The sequence below is a fragment of the Enterococcus spodopteracolus genome, from assembly GCF_030441955.1.
Taxonomy (GTDB): domain Bacteria; phylum Bacillota; class Bacilli; order Lactobacillales; family Enterococcaceae; genus Enterococcus_B; species Enterococcus_B spodopteracolus.
The window spans coordinates 14,353-34,584 of record NZ_JARJHD010000004.1 but is presented as its reverse complement, the minus strand read 5'-3'; the positions used below and the strand labels follow the sequence as shown (position 1 = coordinate 34,584).

The window sequence follows — 20,232 nt, the reverse complement described above, 5'->3', positions numbered from 1 at the left end:
CATGGCCTACGAAACATTTGCCTTTATTTACGATGAAGTCATGGATGACGGGCTTTATGAACAATGGCTCGCATTTTCTAAACGCCATTTGCCTGAAACAACTAAAAACATCCTTGAACTAGCTTGTGGTACAGGAGCATTAGCTGTGGCTTTTGCCAAAGATGGCTACAATGTAACTGGCTTGGATCTATCAGAAGAAATGCTGATGATCGCCAGTCAACGTGCCTATGGAGCAGAAGCAACGGTACAATTTGTTGAAGGGAATATGTTAGATCTATCAGAGAGTGGGCAATACCAAGCCATCACTTGTTTTTCAGATTCTTTGTGCTATATGCAAAACGATCAAGAAGTACAACAAGTATTCGATGAAGTCTATCAGGCACTGGAAGAAAACGGCCGCTTCTTGTTTGATGTCCATTCCGTTTATCAAATCGATCAAGTATTTCCGGAGTATAGTTATCATTATCAAGGAGACGATTTTGCCTTTCTTTGGGACAGTTATACGGGGAAAGAAAAACATAGCATTGAACATTATTTGACATTCTTTGTCGAATCACAAGAAAAAGACGGTACGTTCACACGTGAAGATGAATTACATCAAGAACGTACGTATCCACTAGAAAACTACTTGCGGATGTTAGAGAATAGCGGATTTGCTAAAGTAGAAGTATTCGCTGATTTTACAGACGAAACACCTAACGAAGAATCCAGACGTTGGTTTTTTGTCGCCCAGAAAGAAGAAGGCGAAATCGACGAACTGTAGCGAACAACAAAAAGGAGAGACGGCTGGATCAAAAAGCTTAGTCTCTTCTTTTTTACTAGGCGAAAGGAGAAAAGCGAATGAAAGTATGTGGCATCATTGTTGAATATAATCCCTTTCACAATGGTCATCTTTATCATGTCCAGCAAGCACGAGAACGAACCGGTGCCGACGTAGTGATTGCGGTGATGAGTGGCAATTTTTTGCAGCGAGGTGAACCGGCGATTTTAGATAAGTGGCAACGTGCAGAAGTAGCCTTGAAAAACGGCGTGGATCTCGTGGTTGAATTACCAATCGAGTGGGCAGTACAATCTGCTGATTATTTTGCTAAAGGAGCAGTTCAACTGTTGCAAAAATTAAACTGTGACTATTTATGTTTTGGAACAGAAGATGAAGCGACCTTCGATTATCAAGCATTTGGTCAATTTGTCTTGCACCATCAGGATCAAATCACCAAAGCTTTTCAAGGGTTGCCCGATCAGACAATGAGTTATCCGCAAAAGATGACACAGGTATTCAAGCACGTCTATCCAGAAATCTCACTTGATTTTTCCTCGCCTAATCATATTCTAGGGCTGAGCTATGCAAAAGAAAATGCTACCTATGACCATCCAATGGAACTAGTTCCGATCAACCGTAAAGGGGCTGGTTATCATGATGAAGAATTACCAAAAGAAACAATAGCCAGTGCCACAGCGATTCGTAAAGCATTAACGGAAAATCAATCGATTTCTGCAACAGTTCCCTCAGAGACAGAGAGATTTTTAAAGACAGAAAGTTTGCAAACTTGGACATCTTATTGGCCCTTGCTAAAATATCGTCTTCTTTCCTCCACCGTTGACTCGTTGCAAAAAATCTACCAGATGACGGAAGGTTTAGAGATCAGGATGTTAGAAGCGGCAAAGACAGCTAATACATTTTACGAGTTCGTCGAACAAGTCAAAACAAAACGCTATACGTGGACGAGAATCCAGCGCTTGTCGTGCTACGTGTTATTGAATATCCAAAAAGAAGAGATGAGAGAACAACAGATGCAAGAATACATCCATGTGTTGGGCTTTACAGCAGCAGGTAGAGCATGTCTCAAAAATAAAAAAGCCTTAGGCCTTTTTGCGAAAATAGGCAAAAAAGAAGCGCAAGTGGCGAAACTACTTGTTCGCAGTGATCAAATCTATTGCTTAGGTGGCGAAGTAGCGGAACAAGTATTTGGGCGAAAACCAGTCTTTATCGAAACGATCGAAGAGAAAAAAAGCTTCACATAAACCTGATTCACAAGTATAATGAAACAGGACGTTTTGTGTGTTCCCGCACGAATCAAAAAGAATCTATTCTATATCAAATCAGAAAGCGAAGTGAAACTATGGGACGTAAATGGGCCAATATCGTAGCTAAAAAAACAGCTAAAGATGCAAACAACAGCCGAATTTATGCGAAGTTCGGAATTGAAATCTATGCAGCAGCAAAATCAGGTGATCCTGACCCACACGCTAACCAAAAACTACGTTTCGTCATTGAGCGCGCTAAAACTTATAATGTACCAAAACATATCATCGACCGAGCAATTGAAAAAGCAAAAGGTTCAGGGGATGAAACATATTCTGAATTGCGCTATGAAGGATTTGGACCAAATGGCTCAATGGTGATCGTAGACACATTGACCAACAACGTAAACCGAACAGCCGCTGATGTGCGTGCAGCATTCGGTAAAAACGGCGGAAATATGGGGGTCTCTGGGGCAGTATCTTATATGTTCGACAATACCGCGATTTTTGGTTTTGCCGGTGAAGATGCAGATGAAATCTTAGAATACTTGATGGAAAAGGACATCGATGTACGTGATGTCATGGAAGAAGATGGCCAAATCATCGTTTACGGAGAAGTGCCAGATTTCCACAGTATTCAAGAAGCACTAAAAGAAAAAGGCATCACTGACTTTTCAATTGCGGAGATCCAAATGATCCCTCAAAACGAAGTGACGTTGACTGGCGAAGACTTGGAACAATTCGAAAAAATGATTGATGTATTAGAAGATCTAGAAGATGTTCAACACGTCTTCCATAATGTTGCCTTAGAAGATTAATTGAATAAAGCGGATAAAAGAGGTCGGAACAGAAATGTTTAATCTCGAGAAATAAGGCGCTTGCCACGAAAATTGTTTTTCAAATTTTTGTGGCAAGCGCCTTATTTCTGAAGATATACTTCTGTTCCCACCGTTTATTTGGTTGGAGGTACTAAGAGAGGTCGAATGTCTCGGATATAAAAAAATGAAACAGCTGTTATCCTGTTCGAAAAGTCAATGTCATGTTTCGCTTTCGTACTTTTATTTATACGATTTTTTCGGAGAAGAGAAAATATTGGTGAGGCTAAAAAAGGAGTATATTCATACGACACGAAAGAAAGAGAACAAATACAGAGTAGTTAAATTAAAAATCCTGTGTTATTTGTTACAGTTTTTTTGTGATTTATTATCATTTCTATTTCAACCTGTGTTATTATTAAAGTATCGTGAGTAAACGAATAGTAATTTGATGTAGGCGGGGAAAGAATAATGGAAGCAAAAATTAATCTAGAGCCATTCGAACGTATTCTAAGCGGTTACCAAAAAGTAGAAGAGTTGGCAGTCAATATCACCGATTGCTCGAAGCTTGCACAAAAATATGCACCTTATGGGGTAGAAGGCTATCGTTTAGGAAACTATATAGGCACAGGCTATTTGAATCGTTATCTAGAATGTATGGTTGATCGCGCGCCCATGCTGATCTATAAAAAAAAATATTTGATTCCATTGCTTTTTCGACGTTCTGACTCAGCATTTCAGTTGTTTGAGGAAGATTATCGGATGGAAGCTTTCTTTTTATTATTGGACTGGAGTCTGAAGCATCAACCAGAAAAGATATTGATTGAAACAAGTCAAAAAGTAGATACGAAAAAAGAAAAAGTCATTGATACAGCTTATTTGGCTTTTCGTGTATCAGAAATATTGGATAGTGGGGGTTACCCGATCAGTAATTTCCAAACAGTCGAACAATTTATGGATTGGAATCGTATTTATCGTCTGATCGATAATGGAGGGATTGGTCGCCATAGTAAAGTATTTGACCCAGAATATCCCGAAAATATCGAAGAATTGCGAATGATCGTCTCACTTGTTCGTTTTAAATACCCAAACACAGAATTGATGTTGTGATCGATAGATGAATAAAAAGAGGCAGAGACAGAAGTGTTTAGCCTCGAGAAATAAGGCGCCATCCCCGAAAATTGTTTTTTCAATTTTTTGTGGATGACGCCTTATTTTTTTAAGAGGTTACTTCTGCTCTCGCCGTATATTCAGTTTAAGGTGGTGCGAGAGGACTGATTCCCCTGATGCTTTTTATTTTTAATAACGAATCAATCTAAAGCGAGAGACTCATGAGTTTCAGTAACCAATGTTTGTAGAAAAGAAGCGCCTTTCGCTGATGTAAATAGGATCAATTCATGCATGGCACGCGTACACATTGTATATAAGATTTGTTTGTCATGACTGGAATTAAAATGTGCATCATCGACATTCCATAAAAAGACTCGGTCAAATTCTAATCCTTTTGCTAGATAAGCAGGAAGAAGGATAATCGAACGTTTCATAAAATCAGACTCATCAGCAATCAATTGGACTTGATCTTTCAGTGATACAGGCAAATGTTCATAGAGTGCTTCACATTCAGCAATCGTTTTACCAATGATCGCGGTACGCCAATATTTTGCTTGCTCTTTCGTGTCAATGATCGTTTGTTCCAACCAGTTGATTTTGCTTGTAGATGAATCACTTTGGACGATCAACGGTAGGCGACCTTCACGAGCCGTTGTTTCCACAAGATTGTCGTGAGCTAAGAAATGATTGGCAAAATCAGTGATTTGCTTCGTGGAGCGGTAGCTCGTCGTCAATTGGAATTGGGTCACTTCTTTCTCTGGGAAAAGCGATTCTAACGAACCAGTGATCGTCTCATTCCCAAAAACATTTTGGTTCAGATCCCCACAAAATGTTAGATTTGCAGTTGGGTAGATTGATTGTAGCAATGCGACCTGCGAAGGAGCAAAATCTTGCATTTCATCAATGAAAATATACCTTGCCTTTTGTGCGACTGATACAGGATGGATTCGACGCATCAATAGGAAGTACAAGACGGCATCTTCCTGTGGCAATTCTCTTTTCCGCAAGTTCATTTTGACTTCTTTTAGATGTTCGTTCCAAGAAGTTTCGCTGATTCCATGGGCGGTTAACATAGTTTTAGGAATCGTTTGTAAAAAGTGAAGAAACTGTTTCGGTAAGTTGACGAATTGATAATGTAAAATTCCTCGATGAACTTTACGGAATCTTTTTTTCACGATTTGATTCGTGAGTTTTTTACGCAATGATTTTTCTTTTTGTTCCGTGTATTCTAAATTTGGATCGGTTGCGTATAGTTCTTGAAGTTGTTCTTCCGCAAGTTCTTTAACCCATTTCTGACGGGTTTCATCCTTTTGCAGACCGCCTAATTTTTTCAATAACTTTGTCTGTAATAAAGATAGACGTTGATGCAATGGAAGTAGTTCATTGGTTTCTTGGTACCATCTTCGGATCGCTTCTTTGGATAGGATCGTTCGACCGTTGATTTTCATCTCACGGAACAATGGCCCAAAATCAGTGATCGTCTGGATGTAAGTCTCAAGGTGATCAACGAAAGTCAATCCGGCCTTCAACGTTTTTATCGGGTCATCGGCACCAGAAAGGAAACCGATTTCTTGTTGTTCTTCTTCAGTCAACTCAAATTCAGGAACCAATTGCTGTAAATAATTTTTGAATGTTTGTGTTGGAACACCACTTTCACCAAGAGACGGTAAAACAGTGGAGATGTAATCAGAAAACAGATGGTTTGGTGAGAACAATAAGACGTTCTCAGCATCTAGCCATTTCCGATTATGATAAAGGATGAATGCGATACGTTGAAGTAATGCCGAAGTCTTACCGCTTCCAGCAATTCCTTCGATCAGCATCACTTTACTGTTGGTGTCACGGATGATGGCATTTTGTGCTTTTTGGATCGTCGATACGATGTTTTTCATGTGAGCACTTGATGCGTCATCCAAGATTTCTAATAGAAAATCATCATTGATGACTTCAGATGTATCGACCATGGAGACGATTTTTCCTTCAACGATTTTAAACTGTCGTTTCAAGAGAAGTTCGACGCCGATTTTTTCGACATCTGTTTCATAAAAAGCAGGACCGATTTCTCCTTCGTAATACAGGTTAGCGATCGGTGCACGCCAGTCGATCACGATGGTTTCTTCTTCTGTATCTCTCAATGAGGCGATGCCAAGATAGAGAGTTTCTTTTTCCGTTTCTTCTTTGAAATCGATACGAGCAAAGTAAGGACTTTCTTTCATTACTTCCAATGTTTGCAGACGTTTTTGTTGAGATTCTAATGTGTGGTATTTTAAAAGCAATTCTTGTTCATGTTGGCGGTATTCGACCACTGACTCATAAAAAGACTCGTTGGAGCCGCTACGTATTTTGTGATTAGCTGTTTCTTTTGTGGAGTCATTCATTTTTTCAGTCAAGTCGCTTAATTTGCGATTCAATAGGCGTTGTTCAAGCTGGATCATTTGTGTGGTTTCTTCCACATGCTGTTGTTCTAATTGTCTTTCATTCATTGCATCGTTTACTCCTTCCGCCGTAAATAACGAATTAAAAGTATAGCACAGTTTGACTAAAAAAGGTACACAAGTGAGTTAACTAAAAATAAACGTAAAACTACATGAGAGTGATAGTTGTTTTCATTTAGGGGTTTTTAGTTTTAATGGCTTTAGAGAACAGGTATTCTAAATGTGGAGAAAGGAGCTGAACAAAATGACACATTTTAAAAAATTTGCGATGACATTACTGATTGGAGCGGTGGCCCTCATCAGTGAGTTTATGTTCGATCGTCCTCGCCTTGCGTTTATGATTATTGCTATCACTGGTGGTACACTCGCCTTCTTGATGTTTGTCGAAATGATCAAAACGCTGCGTTCAGGGAAATATGGGGTCGATATTTTAGCGATTACAGCTATTGTTGCGACATTGCTCGTCAATGAATATTGGGCGAGTTTGATGATTTTGATCATGTTGACAGGTGGCGAAAGTTTGGAAGACTATGCGCAAAAAAAAGCAGGTCAGGAATTGCAGTCCCTATTAGATAATACGCCAAGAACTGCCCATAAACTGCAAGGAGATCAACAACTTGATGTTGCGGTAGACACACTTGAGATCGGCGATTATCTGGTGATCAAACCAGGAGAAATCGTTCCAGCTGACGGACGAGTGATCATGGGGGAATCTACTTTTGACGAAGCATCACTGACTGGAGAAGCAAAACCGATGAGCAAGAAAGTCGGTGATGAATTGATGTCCGGTTCGATTAATGGAGACTCATCTGTCAAAATGGTGGTTGAGAAACGGGCAGAAGATAGCCAGTATCAATTAATTATCAAACTAGTAGAGGAATCGAAAGAAAAACCCGCACGTTTTGTCCGTCTAGCAGATCGTTATGCTGTTCCTTTTACTTTGATCGCTTACTTGATCGGCGGAATCGCTTGGTGGGTCAGTGGTGATCCTGTACGCTTTGCGCAAGTTTTAGTTGTAGCATCGCCATGTCCATTGATTTTGGCTGCACCTGTTGCTCTAGTAGCGGGAATGAGTCGTTCAAGTAAAAGTGGCATCGTTGTCAAGACTGGTACCGCTGTGGAAAAATTAGCAGAGACTAAAACGATTGCCTTTGATAAGACAGGAACGATCACCAAAGGAATACTTGAAGTAACTGGTGTCGCTCCCGTTCAAGGGTTTTCAGAAGCGGAATTATTACGTGTGGCGGCGAGTGCGGAACAAGGCTCAGCCCATATCTTGGCCCGTTCCTTAGTTCGAGCAGTTCCCCAATTGTTACCAGTCACTGATTTAAAAGAAATCTCAGGGCAAGGGATTAGCGCTACGGTTGATGGCTTGCAGGTTAAAGTAGGGAATGCACGCTTTATTGATGTTCCGGAAGCTGAAACAGACAGGACTGCGATCTATGTGGCGATTGATGAAAAATATGCCGGTACGATCTACTTTTCAGACACAATCCGTCCAGAAGCAAATAAAACAATCGCTCGCTTGAAAGCTCAAGGCATCACCGACTTACTGATGGTGACTGGGGACGGTCGTACGGTTGCAGAAGCAATTGCCGAGGAAGTTGGCTTGACCGAAGTTCATGCTCGTTGTTTACCACAAGATAAATTAACGATTTTAACTAGTATCCCCAAAGAAAAGCGGCCTGTCACGATGGTAGGAGATGGTGTCAATGATGCTCCTGCCTTGACTGTCGCAGATGTAGGCATCGCCATGGGCGCACATGGCTCAACTGCTGCAAGTGAAAGCGCAGATGTCGTCATTTTGAAAGATGATTTAGAACGAGTGGCAGAAGCAGTGATGATTTCTAGAGAAACGATGAAAGTAGCGAAACAATCTGTTTTGATTGGTATTTTTGTCTGTGTCTTTTTGATGATCGTTGCCAGTACAGGAGTTATTCCAGCATTGTTTGGCGCGATGCTTCAAGAAGTTGTGGATACAGTTTCCATTTTAAGTGCGTTACGTGCCAAAAAACCAGTGAAACAACAACATACCATGATCACACAAAATTAAAGGCAAAATGATAAAAGAGACTTTTCAGCAAAATCTTTTTGCGGTATGATGCAAGGAGAGAAGCAATAGTTGATCAATAAAAAAATGAACGATGAAAGGAAGTTGAGAACATGCCATTCGTACATGTTGAATTAGTCGAAGGACGTAGCCCAGAACAATTAGAAAATATGATGAAAGATATCACCGAGGCTGTCCATAAAAATACGCAAGCACCAAAAGAACACATTCATGTAATTATCAACGAAATGAAAAGAGGCACGTATGGTGTCAATGGTGAATGGAAAAAATAAGTGAATTCGAGACTTGATTTTTTGAAATAATAATGGTTAAATAAACACATAGATGATTGATGAGAAAGACAACTGAATTTGAGAGTCTTCGACAAGAGAGGAAAAGCTAGGCTGAAACTTTTCCAGGAGAAAACCAAAGGATGACCACTTTCGAAACCTTTGTTGAAACAGAGGCGGTCGTACCGTTATCACGCTTGAGGAACACGCATGTCGTATTCAAAATTAGGTGGAACCACGAATTTTTCGTCCTAGTATCTGTACAGATACTAGGACTTTTTTTATTGGTGGCGAAGCTAAAAATGGAAATTTAAAGGAGGAACCTCTATGATAAAAATGACATTTCCTGATGGTGCAGTCAAAGAGTATGCGCCAGGGATCACCACTGCAGAAATTGCAGAAAGTATTTCTAAAAGTTTAGCTAAAAAAGCCTTAGCTGGAAAAGTGAATGGCGAACTGATCGACTTGAACCGCGGGATCGAAGAGGATGGCTCAATCGAGATTGTGACACCTGATCATGAAGACGCACTTGCTTTGATTCGTCATTCAAGTGCTCATTTGATGGCACAAGCCATGCGCCGTTTGTATCCAAATATCCACTTTGGTGTAGGACCAGCAATCGATTCAGGATTTTACTACGATACTGATAACGGTGAGAGCCAAGTCAGTGCAGAAGACCTACCAGCGATCGAAGCGGAAATGATGGCGATCGTCAAAGAAAATTTGCCGATCGAACGTCGTGTGTTATCAAAACAAGAAGCATTAGAAATCTTTGCAAGTGACCCTTACAAAGTCGAACTGATCAGCGAATTACCAGAAGACGAAGTGATCACTGCCTACCAACAAGGAGAATTCATCGATTTATGTCGTGGCCCACATGTTCCATCAACTGGTCGTATCCAAGTCTTCAAATTACTATCTGTGGCAGGGGCTTACTGGCGTGGAAATTCAAATAACCAAATGATGCAACGTGTTTATGGAACAGCATTTTTTGATAAAAAAGCGTTAAAAGAGTTTATCCAAATGCGCGAAGAAGCAAAAGAAAGAGACCATCGCAAACTAGGAAAAGAGCTAGATTTATTCATGGTAGCACCTGAAGTTGGCTCTGGTTTACCTTTCTGGTTACCAAAAGGTGCAACGATCCGTCGTACGATCGAACGTTACATCGTAGACAAAGAAATCAGCTTAGGCTATCAACATGTGTATACACCGATCATGGGGGACGTAGAGTTATACAAAACTTCTGGCCACTGGGATCATTACCAAGAAGATATGTTTCCACCAATGGATATGGGAGATGGCGAGATGCTCGTACTACGCCCAATGAACTGCCCACATCATATGATGGTCTACAAAAATACAATCCATTCTTACCGTGAGTTACCGATCCGTATCGCAGAACTAGGTATGATGCACCGTTATGAAAAATCAGGTGCATTGTCTGGTTTACAACGCGTACGTGAAATGACATTGAATGACGGACATACATTTGTTCGTCCAGACCAGATCAAAGATGAATTCAAACGTACGTTGGAGTTGATGGTCGCAGTTTACGCTGATTTCAATATTACAGACTATCGCTTCCGTTTAAGCTACCGTGATCCAAACAACACAGACAAATATTTTGACGATGATGCAATGTGGGAAAAAGCACAGATCATGTTAAAAGCTGCGATGGATGAAATGGAACTTGACTATTTTGAAGCGGAAGGAGAAGCAGCCTTCTATGGACCAAAATTAGATGTTCAAGTTAAAACAGCATTGGGAACAGAAGAAACATTATCAACGATCCAATTAGACTTCTTATTACCAGAACGCTTTGATTTGACTTATGTAGGAGAAGATGGTGAAAATAATCATCGTCCAGTTGTTATCCACCGAGGCATCGTTTCAACAATGGAACGCTTTGTGGCATACTTGACAGAAGTATACAAAGGTGCATTCCCAACTTGGTTGGCACCGATCCAAGCAACGATCATCCCAGTTTCAGTTGATGCTCATTCAGATTACGCTTATGAAATCAAAGAACGTCTACAAATGAAAGGCTTGCGTATAGAAGTCGACGATCGCAATGAAAAAATGGGCTATAAGATCCGGGCTTCACAAACGCAAAAAATCCCATACCAAATCGTGGTTGGGGATAAAGAAGTGGCAGATGCAACAGTCAATATCCGCCGATATGGTAGTAAAGAGACTGCCGTAGAGGACTTGAATATCTTTGTCGATGCGATGACAGAAGAGGTTCATAATTACAGCCGTTAAACTGGGTGTGTAAGCAAACTAAAACCTAATAAAAAAAGGAAGGACAAAAGATTGTTCCTTCCTTTTTTATGTGGGCCATTCTTACACACGTGAAAACGCTAAATCAAGCTAAAATAAATGCATCAGAAAAATAAAGGGGAATGGAAGAGCATGTATCAACCAATCCAACCTCACCATCTGTTTTAGCAGTCGTATAAAGAAAAGATAGATTATAGAGAAACGTTTCTCCCGGACTTAGCAGATGTCTTGTTGTATATGTGGGAATCTATTGCAATTGATTTCAGTGGTACGGTCAACGATGTGAACATCGCCGACGGTTGCATTGATTTGCTTGTCAATGTTTTGGCGCAATCTGTTTTCGATACTGGTTTAAGTAAAACGGACTTCAACTTTCTCTCAAGGTTGCCCGAACACTATATTGGTTTTCGCTTAAAGCAAGCCGTTTTTTTTTGTCTTAACTGGTCGAGAAGCAACAGCAGCGATGGATCAAGTGTTGTTCATTGAAGAAGTAGATGTTAGGTTTGATACATCCCTTTTTTTACGCTCACGATTGAAGAAATGAAAGAATCACTGATCAGCTATTTGTCCGGATTAGCTAGATGTATCTCTTCGACGGAATACATTCAGTTATTTGAAAAACTATATATAAAAAAATTAGCTTCCCCACAAGCATTATACGAATATATGAGACTTAGTCCAAGGCATGTCCAACGGCTATTCAAAAAGCAGTACGGTCTCATCCCAAAATTGGCTCTATCGACCCATAGTTTGACCATTTTATTAAAACAACCTACTGATTGAAGGGAGCTTGTTGGAAATGATTATGACCACTCCCATTTTATCAATGAGTTCAAAAAAAATTGGCCTCACACCCATTGAGTTTGTTAAGTTGAATGAGCAGCGAAAAATGTCGCTTCTATCCAATACGTTACTAACCTAAGTTGCTACAATGAAACTAACTTAAAAAAGAAGTGGTCAATAGATGAACTTTAATTAGGCAAAATTGGGTTGTTGATTCAAAAAATTATGGGGAATGCTATGATTTTTACACAAAAAAATCAGGATAGGTTCCTACATGGGGAGATATAAAAAGTCCGTATACGTCATTTGCTATGGCAACAGGAGAACCTAACTGTTTTGATATAACGTTAGCAAAAGAAATGTCTTTGGTTAAAGGGTATATACAGTATGCTGAAAATGGAGTCTCTGATACAGTGGTGATCACATTACCTACGAAGGGTATCCAAAAAGAATATAAGAAGTTAACCGCAAATGGGGTCACTTTTTTAGGTGAACCACAGAAAATAGAGGCTTGGAGAGGATTTATCAGTGCCTACTTTAGGGACCCAGAAGGCAATTTGTTTGAACTGGATGACAGTATTAGTTGATGTTGTATATTGCTTCTTTTATTTTTTTCTTTAAGATGGGCAAACTGTCTGATTCTGTGAAATTCCATAAATGATAAGTCAAATGAAACCAAGATTAGAGTGTGACATGTTGCCACTTATATCTTGGCTTTTTTAGCGATTGATTTTTAGGAATAACAGTAATCGGTTGAGCAGGTAGAGAACAAAGGATATTCTCTATTTTCTTGTTTAGTATGAGAATTGTTTGCCTTTGAGTATGATATAATGACATAGACATTTAGAAAAAGGGATGTGTATGAGATGAGCGTAGTGAGTCGCATTGAAAGTATGATGAATGACTATTCTTCTGCTGAAAGAAAACTAGCAGATTATATCGTCACACATGTAGAAAAAATACCAACGATGACAGCCAATGAGTTAGCAGAAGCGGCGGGCCTGAGCGCTCCCACAGTTGTTCGTTTCTCCAAAAAACTTGGCTTTCAAAGTTTAACGGATTTTAAAATCACTATTTCCACCGAATTACAAGCAGGTATCGTGGAAGGATTCAGCGATATTGAACCAAATGAATCATTTTATTCGATCAAACATAAATTAGGGAATAATGCGCAAGTAGCGATCAAAGAAACCGTGGATATTTTAGAAGAAGAGATGATCCAACGTGTCGTTGAGCGTCTGGAAGAAGCACAAACAGTTTACCTATATGGTGTGGGCGCTTCTTCTTTAGTCGTTGAGGATATCCTCCAAAAATGGTCTCGTGTAGGAAAACCAATCATTTTTGAAAAAGACATCCACGTCTTATTGCCACAATTAGTGAGTAATGAAACAAAAAAAGTCCTATGGCTTGTCTCTAACTCAGGAAACAGTAAAGAAGTGGTGATGATCGGACAGTTAGCCAAAGAAATGGGAATCGATGTTATCGCATTGACTCAATTTGGAAATAACCGATTAAGTAAATTGGCCGATGTCGTTGTCCAGACATCAAGACCAAAAGAAATCACGAACCGAAGTGCAGCAACTAACTCATTATTGGCTCAATTTGCAACGATCGATATCATTTTTTATCTTTATATGGCAAAGAATGAAAAATTAACTGAGAAAGTCACTCAAACCAAAGAAGTAATCAAAAATTATGTCAAACAAAAATGAAATAACAGATGATAGTTTTCCACAATGTCATATTTGTTCCCATTGTTTCACAGTAAAAGAAAACTTTATTTTCAAAAATAACCATATTTTTTAAAGTTTTTTAGAATCCATTTTTGTGACACATTACTTGTTTGTGAAACAAACTAGTCTTTTTTTGGTCGAGAATTAAAGAATTTCTTGCGGATCAGGATTTTACTTTTTAATTTTGTTTTTTTTAGGTACAATGGAGCCTATAAGTAGGCGAAAAAGAAGGAATGATGAAAAGTTTTATGAAAAAAAATACAAATAATTCTTGGTTAGATCGAATAAAAAAAGGAACACAAGAACCAAAAAATAAAACGTTTCGACGTTCGCATGTTCCCTTTCGTTTAAATTTCCTTTTTTTCATTATATTTACGTTGTTCGTGTCATTGATTGCTCGATTAGGTTATTTGCAGATCGTAAACAGTGAGGAACTCGAAGCAAAAGTCAAATCATCTTCGTCTCTAACGGTACAAGTAAGTTCACCCCGAGGCATGATCTACGATGCCACTGGGAAAGCTTTGGTGACAAATCAAGCCAACCAAGCAATCACATTCACGAGAGGCAGAAATATGACAGCGGAGGATTTGCTGAAAACAGCAAATACTTTGACACAGTTGATCGATATGCCAGTAGATGAAAATTTGACTACACGTGATAAAAAGGATTTTTGGTTAGCAGATCCCGATCATTTGAAAGTTGCGACTGAACGCCTATCGGCAAAAGAAAAAAGCTTGAGTACGAGTGAGCAATACCAAGCAACTGTAGATAAAGTGACAGATGAGGAAATCAATTTCAATGAGGAACAATTGAAAGCAGCAACGATTTTTAAACGAATGAATAATGCTTACGAATTGAATACAGTTTTCATCAAAAATTCTGGTGTTACCGATCAAGAATTGGCGATCGTGGCAGAACATGCATCAGACCTGCCAGGTGTTTCAACAGGAACTGACTGGGTACGCCAGTATAATGCGGCGGATTCCATAAAGAGTATTTTAGGAAGCGTAACATCAGAAAAACAAGGCTTACCTGCCGATCAAGTAGAAGAATTCTTGGCAAAAGGCTACTCACGTAATGACCGCGTAGGCCAAAGCTATTTAGAAAAACAATATGAAGATGTCTTGCAAGGAACAAAGACACAATATGAAATCACTTTAGATAATAATGGAAATGTCATCCAACAAAAAGAATTGTATGCAGGAGAAAAAGGATCGAATTTGATGTTATCGATCAATGCAGAGTTCCAAGCGAAGGTCGAAGAGATCCTTAGAAACAATTATCAAAAATTAGTCGATAATGGAAAAGCCCAATATTCACCAGGTGCGTATGTAGTCGCGATGAATCCTCAAACAGGTGAAGTATTAGCGATGACGGGTTTCAGCCATGAGCAAGGCTCAAAAGAGTTGACTGAAAATGCCCTTGGTACGATCACGAATGCCTTTGTTCCAGGATCTGTTGTAAAGGCGGGGACGTTAGCCGCCGGTTGGCAAAGTGGCGTGATCAGCGGTAATCAAGTATTAGTAGATGAACCGATTCGATTACAAGGCTCTTCAGAAAAAAGTTCCGTCTTCAATCGTACTGGATCTGTACCGTTGGATGTGGTCCAAGCGTTAGAGCTTTCATCAAATACCTATATGATCAAAGTAGCGTTGAAGATGCTTGGGTTAGAGTATGTACCAAATATGGGCTTACCTAGTCTAAGTGAAGAGGCACAAGCGTATGAACAATTGCGTGACAGCTTTAAACAATTTGGACTTGGAACAGTCACAGGGATCGATTTACCAAATGAGTCTGCGGGGATCTCACACTCTGTTGAATACATGAAGAAATTCAATGCAGACAACGGAAAAGACTGGTTCACACCAGGAAACTTTACTGACTTGGCATTTGGCCAGTTCGATACGTATACCCCGATCCAGTTAGCGCAATATGCAGCAACGGTAGCAAACGGTGGAAAAAGAATCCAACCACGCATTGTCAAAGGCATTTACGGGAACGACGAGAATGGGAACTTAGGTGAAGTGAAAAAAGAGATGGAACCAGTTGTCGAAAATACAGTAGACGTGTCTCCTGAAGAGATGGCCCTTTTACGCGAAGGATTCCATCAAGTAGTCCATGGAACAAATGCCTACACGACTGCTCGATCATTAGCAGATGCAAAAATGGATCTTTCTGCTAAAACAGGAACAGCTGAAACAGTCGCTGAAGGTCATCCCGATATTGTAACAGTCAATAGTAATATTGTGGCCTACGGACCAACAGAAAATCCTGAGATTGCGGTAAGTGTTGTCTTACCAAACCTGCTAGATGAAAAAGACCATATGAATTCGGTCATAGCCAAAGAGATTATGAATACTTATTACGATATGTTCATGGCAAACAGATAACAGAGGTCAGAGCAGAAGTATTTAGCCTCAAAAAATAAGGCGCCATCCACAAAGATTTTGTGGATGGCGCCTTATTTTCGAAGAGCTTACTTCTGCTCCCGCTGTTTATTTGGTTTTAAGTGGTGCGAGAGGACGACTGCCCCAGACAGATTTTTTATAATGAAAGTAATTTTTCAAGGTAATTCGCCAAACCGTCTTCTTCATTCGTTTGCTCAGTGACATCGTTGGCTACGCCTTTTAGTTGCTCAGTCCCGTTAGCCATTGCCACACCCCAGCCCGCATATTCAAGAAGTTCTAGGTCATTATGTTCATCACCAAAAGCAATCACATCTTTTTGTTCGATCGATAGGTAATTCGCTACTTGATGGATTCCTTTCGCTTTTTCGATCCCTTTTGAAACAATCTCTAGTATCGCCATTGGGCCACCCCAAGTCCTTACATCGATATGCTTCCCAAATTGACGTGTTAGTTCGGCAGAAACTTGTTCAGCATATTGTTTTTCTGTACGTATCAATAAGGACGTAGGGTTAGTTGTTAGATTTCGTGGAGACAGTAGGTTTTCTGGTTTAGGATTTGATGAAGCAAAGAATTTTGCGTCAAAAAAATCAAAAGTATCGATAAAGAAAGTGTCGCGATTCTCCGCAGCAATAAAATCTAGATTCAATTGATTTTTTTGCGCTAAGATCTCAAAAACAATCTCTTTGTTGATCAATGTTTCTTGTTCCCCAGCCCATTGTTGCTTTGGGATATGCACAAGCGCACCGTTAAAGTTGACCATCGGTGTTGTCAATTCTAACTGTTGATAATATTGATAACTCATTCGATAAGGACGTCCGGTTGCAATACTGACATGATGTCCAGCATCAATGGCTTTTCTCAATGTCTCTTGGGTTTTAGAAGTAATGATCGACTCAGGATTCAACGTTGTTCCATCCAAGTCGATCGCAATCAATTTTTTGTTCAATGCTGTCATTCCTTTCAAACAACGATTTGTTTTAGTCTAGCATATTTCAATGAATAAACAAGGTACAGATCTTTCTGAAAAATAAATGCTTTAAAGCAAAAATAGAAAACAATTAAACCAAATCGAACTAAACACGAACGTTAAAAGGCAAAAATGACATTTCATAAAGATTTTTGTTGAAAAACGAATGAAATGTCTATATAATCTATAAATGTTCGACGGAAAATTATATTTGGATTTATTTTTACATATTATATAGTCCGTTAGAAAAAATCAGGGAGTGGAAATTTTTATGGAAAAGTTTTTCCAACTAAAGAAAAATAATACAAATGTACCAACAGAAATAATGGCTGGTGTAACAACGTTTTTTGCCATGAGTTATATATTATTTGTTAATCCGACGATCTTGTCAGCTGCTGGCATGCCATTTCAGGCGGTCTTTTTAGCGACGATCATTGCTTCGATCATCGGTACTTTAGTTATGGGATTATTTGCTAATGTGCCTTATGCACAAGCCCCAGGAATGGGTTTGAATGCTTTCTTCACATTCACAGTTGTTTTTGGGTTAGGTTATTCTTGGCAAGAAGCATTAGCTATGGTCTTTATTTGTGGGTTGATTAATGTATTTATTACAGTAACAAATATTCGGAAAATGATCATCCATGCCATTCCTGAGAGTTTACAACATGCAATCGGCGGTGGTATAGGGATTTTTGTTGCATATGTTGGGATCAAAAATGCTGGATTTTTGTCTTTTTCTGCAGATCAATCAGCGATAACTAGTTCTGTGGTTGATAATGGTCAAGTGACGAATGTGACGATCAACGGTGGGATTGTCCCAGAACTTGCAAACTTCAATAATGCGCCAATCTTATTAGCAATTATTGGGCTAGTGTTGACATCGATTTTAGTCGTTAAAAATGTTCGCGGCGCGATCTTGATCGGAATTGTCGTTACAACGATCATCGGGATCTTGATGGGGGTCGTTGATCTAGGAACGATCGATTGGGAACAAAATTCTTTGGGGAATTCGATCAATGAACTGGGAACAACTTTTGGCGCAGCATTCGGTGCGGAAGGGATGCAATCATTATTTAGTGATAGCTCTAAGATTCCACAAGTACTGATGACGATCATCGCATTTAGTTTATCCGATATATTTGATACGATCGGAACATTCATCGGTACCGGTAGACGCACAGGAATCTTCTCTAAAGAAGATGAAGAAGCTTTAGAAGACGGGCGAGGATTAAAAACAAAAATGGATAAAGCATTGTTTGCTGATGCAATCGCTACATCGATCGGTGCGATTTTTGGAACATCAAATACCACGACTTATGTTGAATCGGCAGCTGGAATCGGTGCTGGTGGACGTACAGGGTTGACCTCAGTCGTCGTAGCTGTATTATTTGCTTTGAGTAGTTTATTCTCTCCACTGATTGCTATTGTACCGGCACAAGCAACTGCCCCAGCTTTGATCTTAGTTGGTGTGATGATGATGGCTTCGTTTGCTGATATCAATTGGTTAGATATGGAAGAAGCATTACCTGCATTTTTTGCGTCGATCTTCATGGGATTAGCTTACAGCATCTCTTACGGAATCGCTGCTGGATTTATCTTCTATACGATCATGAAAGTGATCAAAGGCAAAACAAACGAGATTTCAATTGCTTTATGGGTTGTTGATATTTTATTCATTCTCAACTTCGTTATTTTAGCAATCATTTAAAAGACATTTTTAATAGGAGTGAAGAGTAGGCTAACTCTTTGCTCCTATTTTATTTGGTCTATGTCCTCTTTGACAAAAATGAATGGTACTGGCACATACGTTGCACACACGTACAAAAATAGGTATGATAATAGAGACGAAAGAAGGGTGATAGATGAAGGTTCAATGGAGAAAAAATTTATTCGTAGCTTGGATAGGCTGCTTTTTTACTGGTTCAAGTATCAGTTTAGTTATGCCGTTCATTCCAGTTTACGTCGAACAACTAGGTACACCTAAGGATCAAATTGAATTATTTTCAGGATTAGCGATTTCAGTAACAGCCTTTGCTGCAGCGATCGTTGCGCCTATTTGGGGAAATCTAGCCGATCGAAAAGGACGGAAGATGATGATGATCCGGGCAGCAGCCGGTATGACGATCACTATGGGATCACTAGCTTTTGTCCCAAATGCTTATTGGCTTTTGGTCATGCGTTTCTTTAATGGGATTTTATCTGGATACATACCTAATGCGACAGCGATGATTGCTTCACAAGCGCCTAAAGAGAAAAGTGGTTGGGCGTTAGGCACGCTTTCTACTGGGGCAGTGGCAGGGACGCTGATTGGTCCCTCAATGGGAGGCGCTTTGGCGCAATGGTTCGGAATGGAAAATGTTTTTTTGATTACTGGAGGGTTATTACTGATCACCACGATCTTAACAATTTTCATGGTAAAAGAAGATTTCCAGCCGGTAGAGAAAAAAGATATGATCAGTACCAAAGAAGTTTTTGCTAAAATGGATCACTTTTTTGTGTTAGTCGGTTTATTTGTCACTACTCTGATCTTACAGTTAGGGATCACTACGATCAGCCCAATCTTAACATTGTACATTCGGGAATTGAGTGGTGACACATCAAATATCTTATTTGTTAGTGGTCTGATTGTTTCAGTATCAGGTGTTTCAGCAGTATTTTCTTCTCCAAGACTGGGGAAATTAGGCGATAAGATCGGAAATCAGAAAGTGCTGTTAGCAGGTTTGGTACTTTCGTTTTGTTGTTACTTACCAATGGCATTTGTGACTACACCTTTACAATTAGGGATCTTACGGTTTATATTAGGTTTTTCGACAGGGGCGTTGATGCCATCGATCAATACATTGATCAGCAAGATCACACCAGAAGAAGGTGTCAGTCGAGTATATAGCTATAACCAAATGTTTACAAACTTTGGTCAAGTACTAGGACCGATGTTAGGTTCGACAGTCGCTCATGCGTACAATTACAGTACAGTGTTTATTGTGACTAGTCTCTTTGTTCTGACGAATATTCTTTTATCACTATTTAATTTTAGAAAAGTACTTCATCAAAAACTATGATCAAGAAAAAACAGATTGGAGTATTTCTCCAATCTGTTCGGCTTTTATGAATGTGAAGCGGACGAAGTTTCTTTTTTAGGTGTTGCAACAGCGCTGATCAAAATGACGATCAATCCTGCAACCAATGAAATAATAGTCGTCATGGTAAAATCATATGGGCTACTAGACAATGCACCACCGATATAGCCAACCACTTGACCTAAAATGACTGCCCAAAATAATGTGACGATATATCGCATATCAAACACCTCTTTTCTAAGTTCAGTTTACCAGATTTTTT

At 39.5% G+C, this 20,232-nt stretch carries 15 protein-coding genes; 12 read left to right on the top strand and 3 right to left on the bottom strand.

Annotated features, from left to right (window positions below; genetic code table 11):
• The first annotated feature begins 1 nt into the window (after position 1).
• From P3R27_RS06790 to P3R27_RS06775, 4 genes are all read left to right on the top strand, one after another.
• Entirely contained in the window at positions 2-763 is a 762-nt protein-coding gene (locus P3R27_RS06790; RefSeq protein WP_301356784.1) for a class I SAM-dependent DNA methyltransferase, read from the top strand.
• 77 nt (positions 764-840) lie between these two features.
• The gene (locus P3R27_RS06785) at positions 841-2,022 is read left to right on the top strand and encodes a nucleotidyltransferase (RefSeq protein WP_034688414.1); all 1,182 of its coding nucleotides are present in this window, start codon (positions 841-843) and stop codon (positions 2,020-2,022) included.
• Positions 2,023-2,120: 98 nt separating this feature from the next.
• The gene (locus P3R27_RS06780) at positions 2,121-2,840 is read left to right on the top strand and encodes a YebC/PmpR family DNA-binding transcriptional regulator (protein ID WP_034688412.1); all 720 of its coding nucleotides are present in this window, start codon (positions 2,121-2,123) and stop codon (positions 2,838-2,840) included.
• 468 nt (positions 2,841-3,308) lie between these two features.
• A complete protein-coding gene (locus P3R27_RS06775; RefSeq protein ID WP_301356785.1) occupies positions 3,309-3,947 on the top strand; it encodes a hypothetical protein in 639 nt (212 codons plus the stop codon).
• Between the two features lie 200 nt (positions 3,948-4,147).
• Here P3R27_RS06775 and helD read toward each other — a convergent pair whose 3' ends face one another.
• Positions 4,148-6,430 (bottom strand): RNA polymerase recycling motor HelD, encoded by a 2,283-nt coding sequence (gene helD / locus P3R27_RS06770; RefSeq protein WP_034688410.1) that lies wholly within the window; start codon positions 6,428-6,430, stop codon positions 4,148-4,150.
• Positions 6,431-6,626: 196 nt separating this feature from the next.
• Between helD and P3R27_RS06765 the strand changes: the two genes are divergently transcribed.
• The 6 genes from P3R27_RS06765 (at position 6,627) to P3R27_RS06740 (ending at position 15,908) form a co-directional block, all read left to right on the top strand.
• Positions 6,627-8,435, top strand: a complete 1,809-nt coding sequence (locus P3R27_RS06765; RefSeq protein ID WP_034688408.1) for a heavy metal translocating P-type ATPase — start codon at positions 6,627-6,629, stop codon at positions 8,433-8,435.
• A gap of 110 nt (positions 8,436-8,545) precedes the next feature.
• The gene (gene thmT / locus P3R27_RS06760; RefSeq protein WP_034688406.1) at positions 8,546-8,725 is read left to right on the top strand and encodes a 2-hydroxymuconate tautomerase; all 180 of its coding nucleotides are present in this window, start codon (positions 8,546-8,548) and stop codon (positions 8,723-8,725) included.
• A 324-nt stretch (positions 8,726-9,049) separates the two neighbouring features.
• Positions 9,050-10,984, top strand: coding sequence for a threonine--tRNA ligase (gene thrS / locus P3R27_RS06755; RefSeq protein ID WP_034688404.1), 1,935 nt, complete (start codon positions 9,050-9,052; stop codon positions 10,982-10,984).
• Positions 10,985-12,096: 1,112 nt separating this feature from the next.
• Positions 12,097-12,372, top strand: a complete 276-nt coding sequence (locus P3R27_RS06750; protein WP_235186315.1) for a VOC family protein — start codon at positions 12,097-12,099, stop codon at positions 12,370-12,372.
• Between the two features lie 279 nt (positions 12,373-12,651).
• Positions 12,652-13,497, top strand: a complete 846-nt coding sequence (locus tag P3R27_RS06745; protein WP_034688402.1) for a MurR/RpiR family transcriptional regulator — start codon at positions 12,652-12,654, stop codon at positions 13,495-13,497.
• 254 nt (positions 13,498-13,751) lie between these two features.
• Positions 13,752-15,908, top strand: a complete 2,157-nt coding sequence (locus P3R27_RS06740) for a peptidoglycan D,D-transpeptidase FtsI family protein (protein WP_034688400.1) — start codon at positions 13,752-13,754, stop codon at positions 15,906-15,908.
• Positions 15,909-16,062: 154 nt separating this feature from the next.
• On the opposite strand, the gene P3R27_RS06735 is transcribed toward P3R27_RS06740, so the two are convergent.
• Entirely contained in the window at positions 16,063-16,872 is an 810-nt protein-coding gene (locus P3R27_RS06735) for a Cof-type HAD-IIB family hydrolase (protein ID WP_200868960.1), read from the bottom strand.
• Between the two features lie 292 nt (positions 16,873-17,164).
• Between P3R27_RS06735 and P3R27_RS06730 the strand changes: the two genes are divergently transcribed.
• The gene (locus P3R27_RS06730; protein ID WP_034688397.1) at positions 17,165-18,601 is read left to right on the top strand and encodes an NCS2 family permease; all 1,437 of its coding nucleotides are present in this window, start codon (positions 17,165-17,167) and stop codon (positions 18,599-18,601) included.
• A 154-nt stretch (positions 18,602-18,755) separates the two neighbouring features.
• Positions 18,756-19,952, top strand: a complete 1,197-nt coding sequence (locus P3R27_RS06725) for a multidrug efflux MFS transporter (protein WP_034688396.1) — start codon at positions 18,756-18,758, stop codon at positions 19,950-19,952.
• A gap of 44 nt (positions 19,953-19,996) precedes the next feature.
• Here P3R27_RS06725 and P3R27_RS06720 read toward each other — a convergent pair whose 3' ends face one another.
• Positions 19,997-20,191, bottom strand: a complete 195-nt coding sequence (locus P3R27_RS06720) for a YjzD family protein (RefSeq protein ID WP_010735843.1) — start codon at positions 20,189-20,191, stop codon at positions 19,997-19,999.
• Positions 20,192-20,232 lie beyond the last annotated feature (41 nt).

Excerpts from the sequence above, each read along its gene's own strand:
- P3R27_RS06785 (WP_034688414.1), top strand. The coding sequence starts at position 841 with ATGAAAGTATGTGGCATCATTGTTGAATATAATCCCTTTCACAATGGT.
- helD (WP_034688410.1), bottom strand. The coding sequence starts at position 6,430 with ATGAATGAAAGACAATTAGAACAACAGCATGTGGAAGAAACCACACAA.
- thmT (WP_034688406.1), top strand. The coding sequence starts at position 8,546 with ATGCCATTCGTACATGTTGAATTAGTCGAAGGACGTAGCCCAGAACAA.
- P3R27_RS06745 (WP_034688402.1), top strand. The coding sequence starts at position 12,652 with ATGAGCGTAGTGAGTCGCATTGAAAGTATGATGAATGACTATTCTTCT.
- P3R27_RS06790 (WP_301356784.1), top strand. The coding sequence starts at position 2 with ATGGCCTACGAAACATTTGCCTTTATTTACGATGAAGTCATGGATGAC.
- P3R27_RS06720 (WP_010735843.1), bottom strand. The coding sequence starts at position 20,191 with ATGCGATATATCGTCACATTATTTTGGGCAGTCATTTTAGGTCAAGTG.
- P3R27_RS06780 (WP_034688412.1), top strand. The coding sequence starts at position 2,121 with ATGGGACGTAAATGGGCCAATATCGTAGCTAAAAAAACAGCTAAAGAT.
- P3R27_RS06765 (WP_034688408.1), top strand. The coding sequence starts at position 6,627 with ATGACACATTTTAAAAAATTTGCGATGACATTACTGATTGGAGCGGTG.
- thrS (WP_034688404.1), top strand. The coding sequence starts at position 9,050 with ATGATAAAAATGACATTTCCTGATGGTGCAGTCAAAGAGTATGCGCCA.
- P3R27_RS06725 (WP_034688396.1), top strand. The coding sequence starts at position 18,756 with ATGAAGGTTCAATGGAGAAAAAATTTATTCGTAGCTTGGATAGGCTGC.
- P3R27_RS06730 (WP_034688397.1), top strand. The coding sequence starts at position 17,165 with ATGGAAAAGTTTTTCCAACTAAAGAAAAATAATACAAATGTACCAACA.
- P3R27_RS06740 (WP_034688400.1), top strand. The coding sequence starts at position 13,752 with ATGATGAAAAGTTTTATGAAAAAAAATACAAATAATTCTTGGTTAGAT.
- P3R27_RS06775 (WP_301356785.1), top strand. The coding sequence starts at position 3,309 with ATGGAAGCAAAAATTAATCTAGAGCCATTCGAACGTATTCTAAGCGGT.
- P3R27_RS06750 (WP_235186315.1), top strand. The coding sequence starts at position 12,097 with ATGGCAACAGGAGAACCTAACTGTTTTGATATAACGTTAGCAAAAGAA.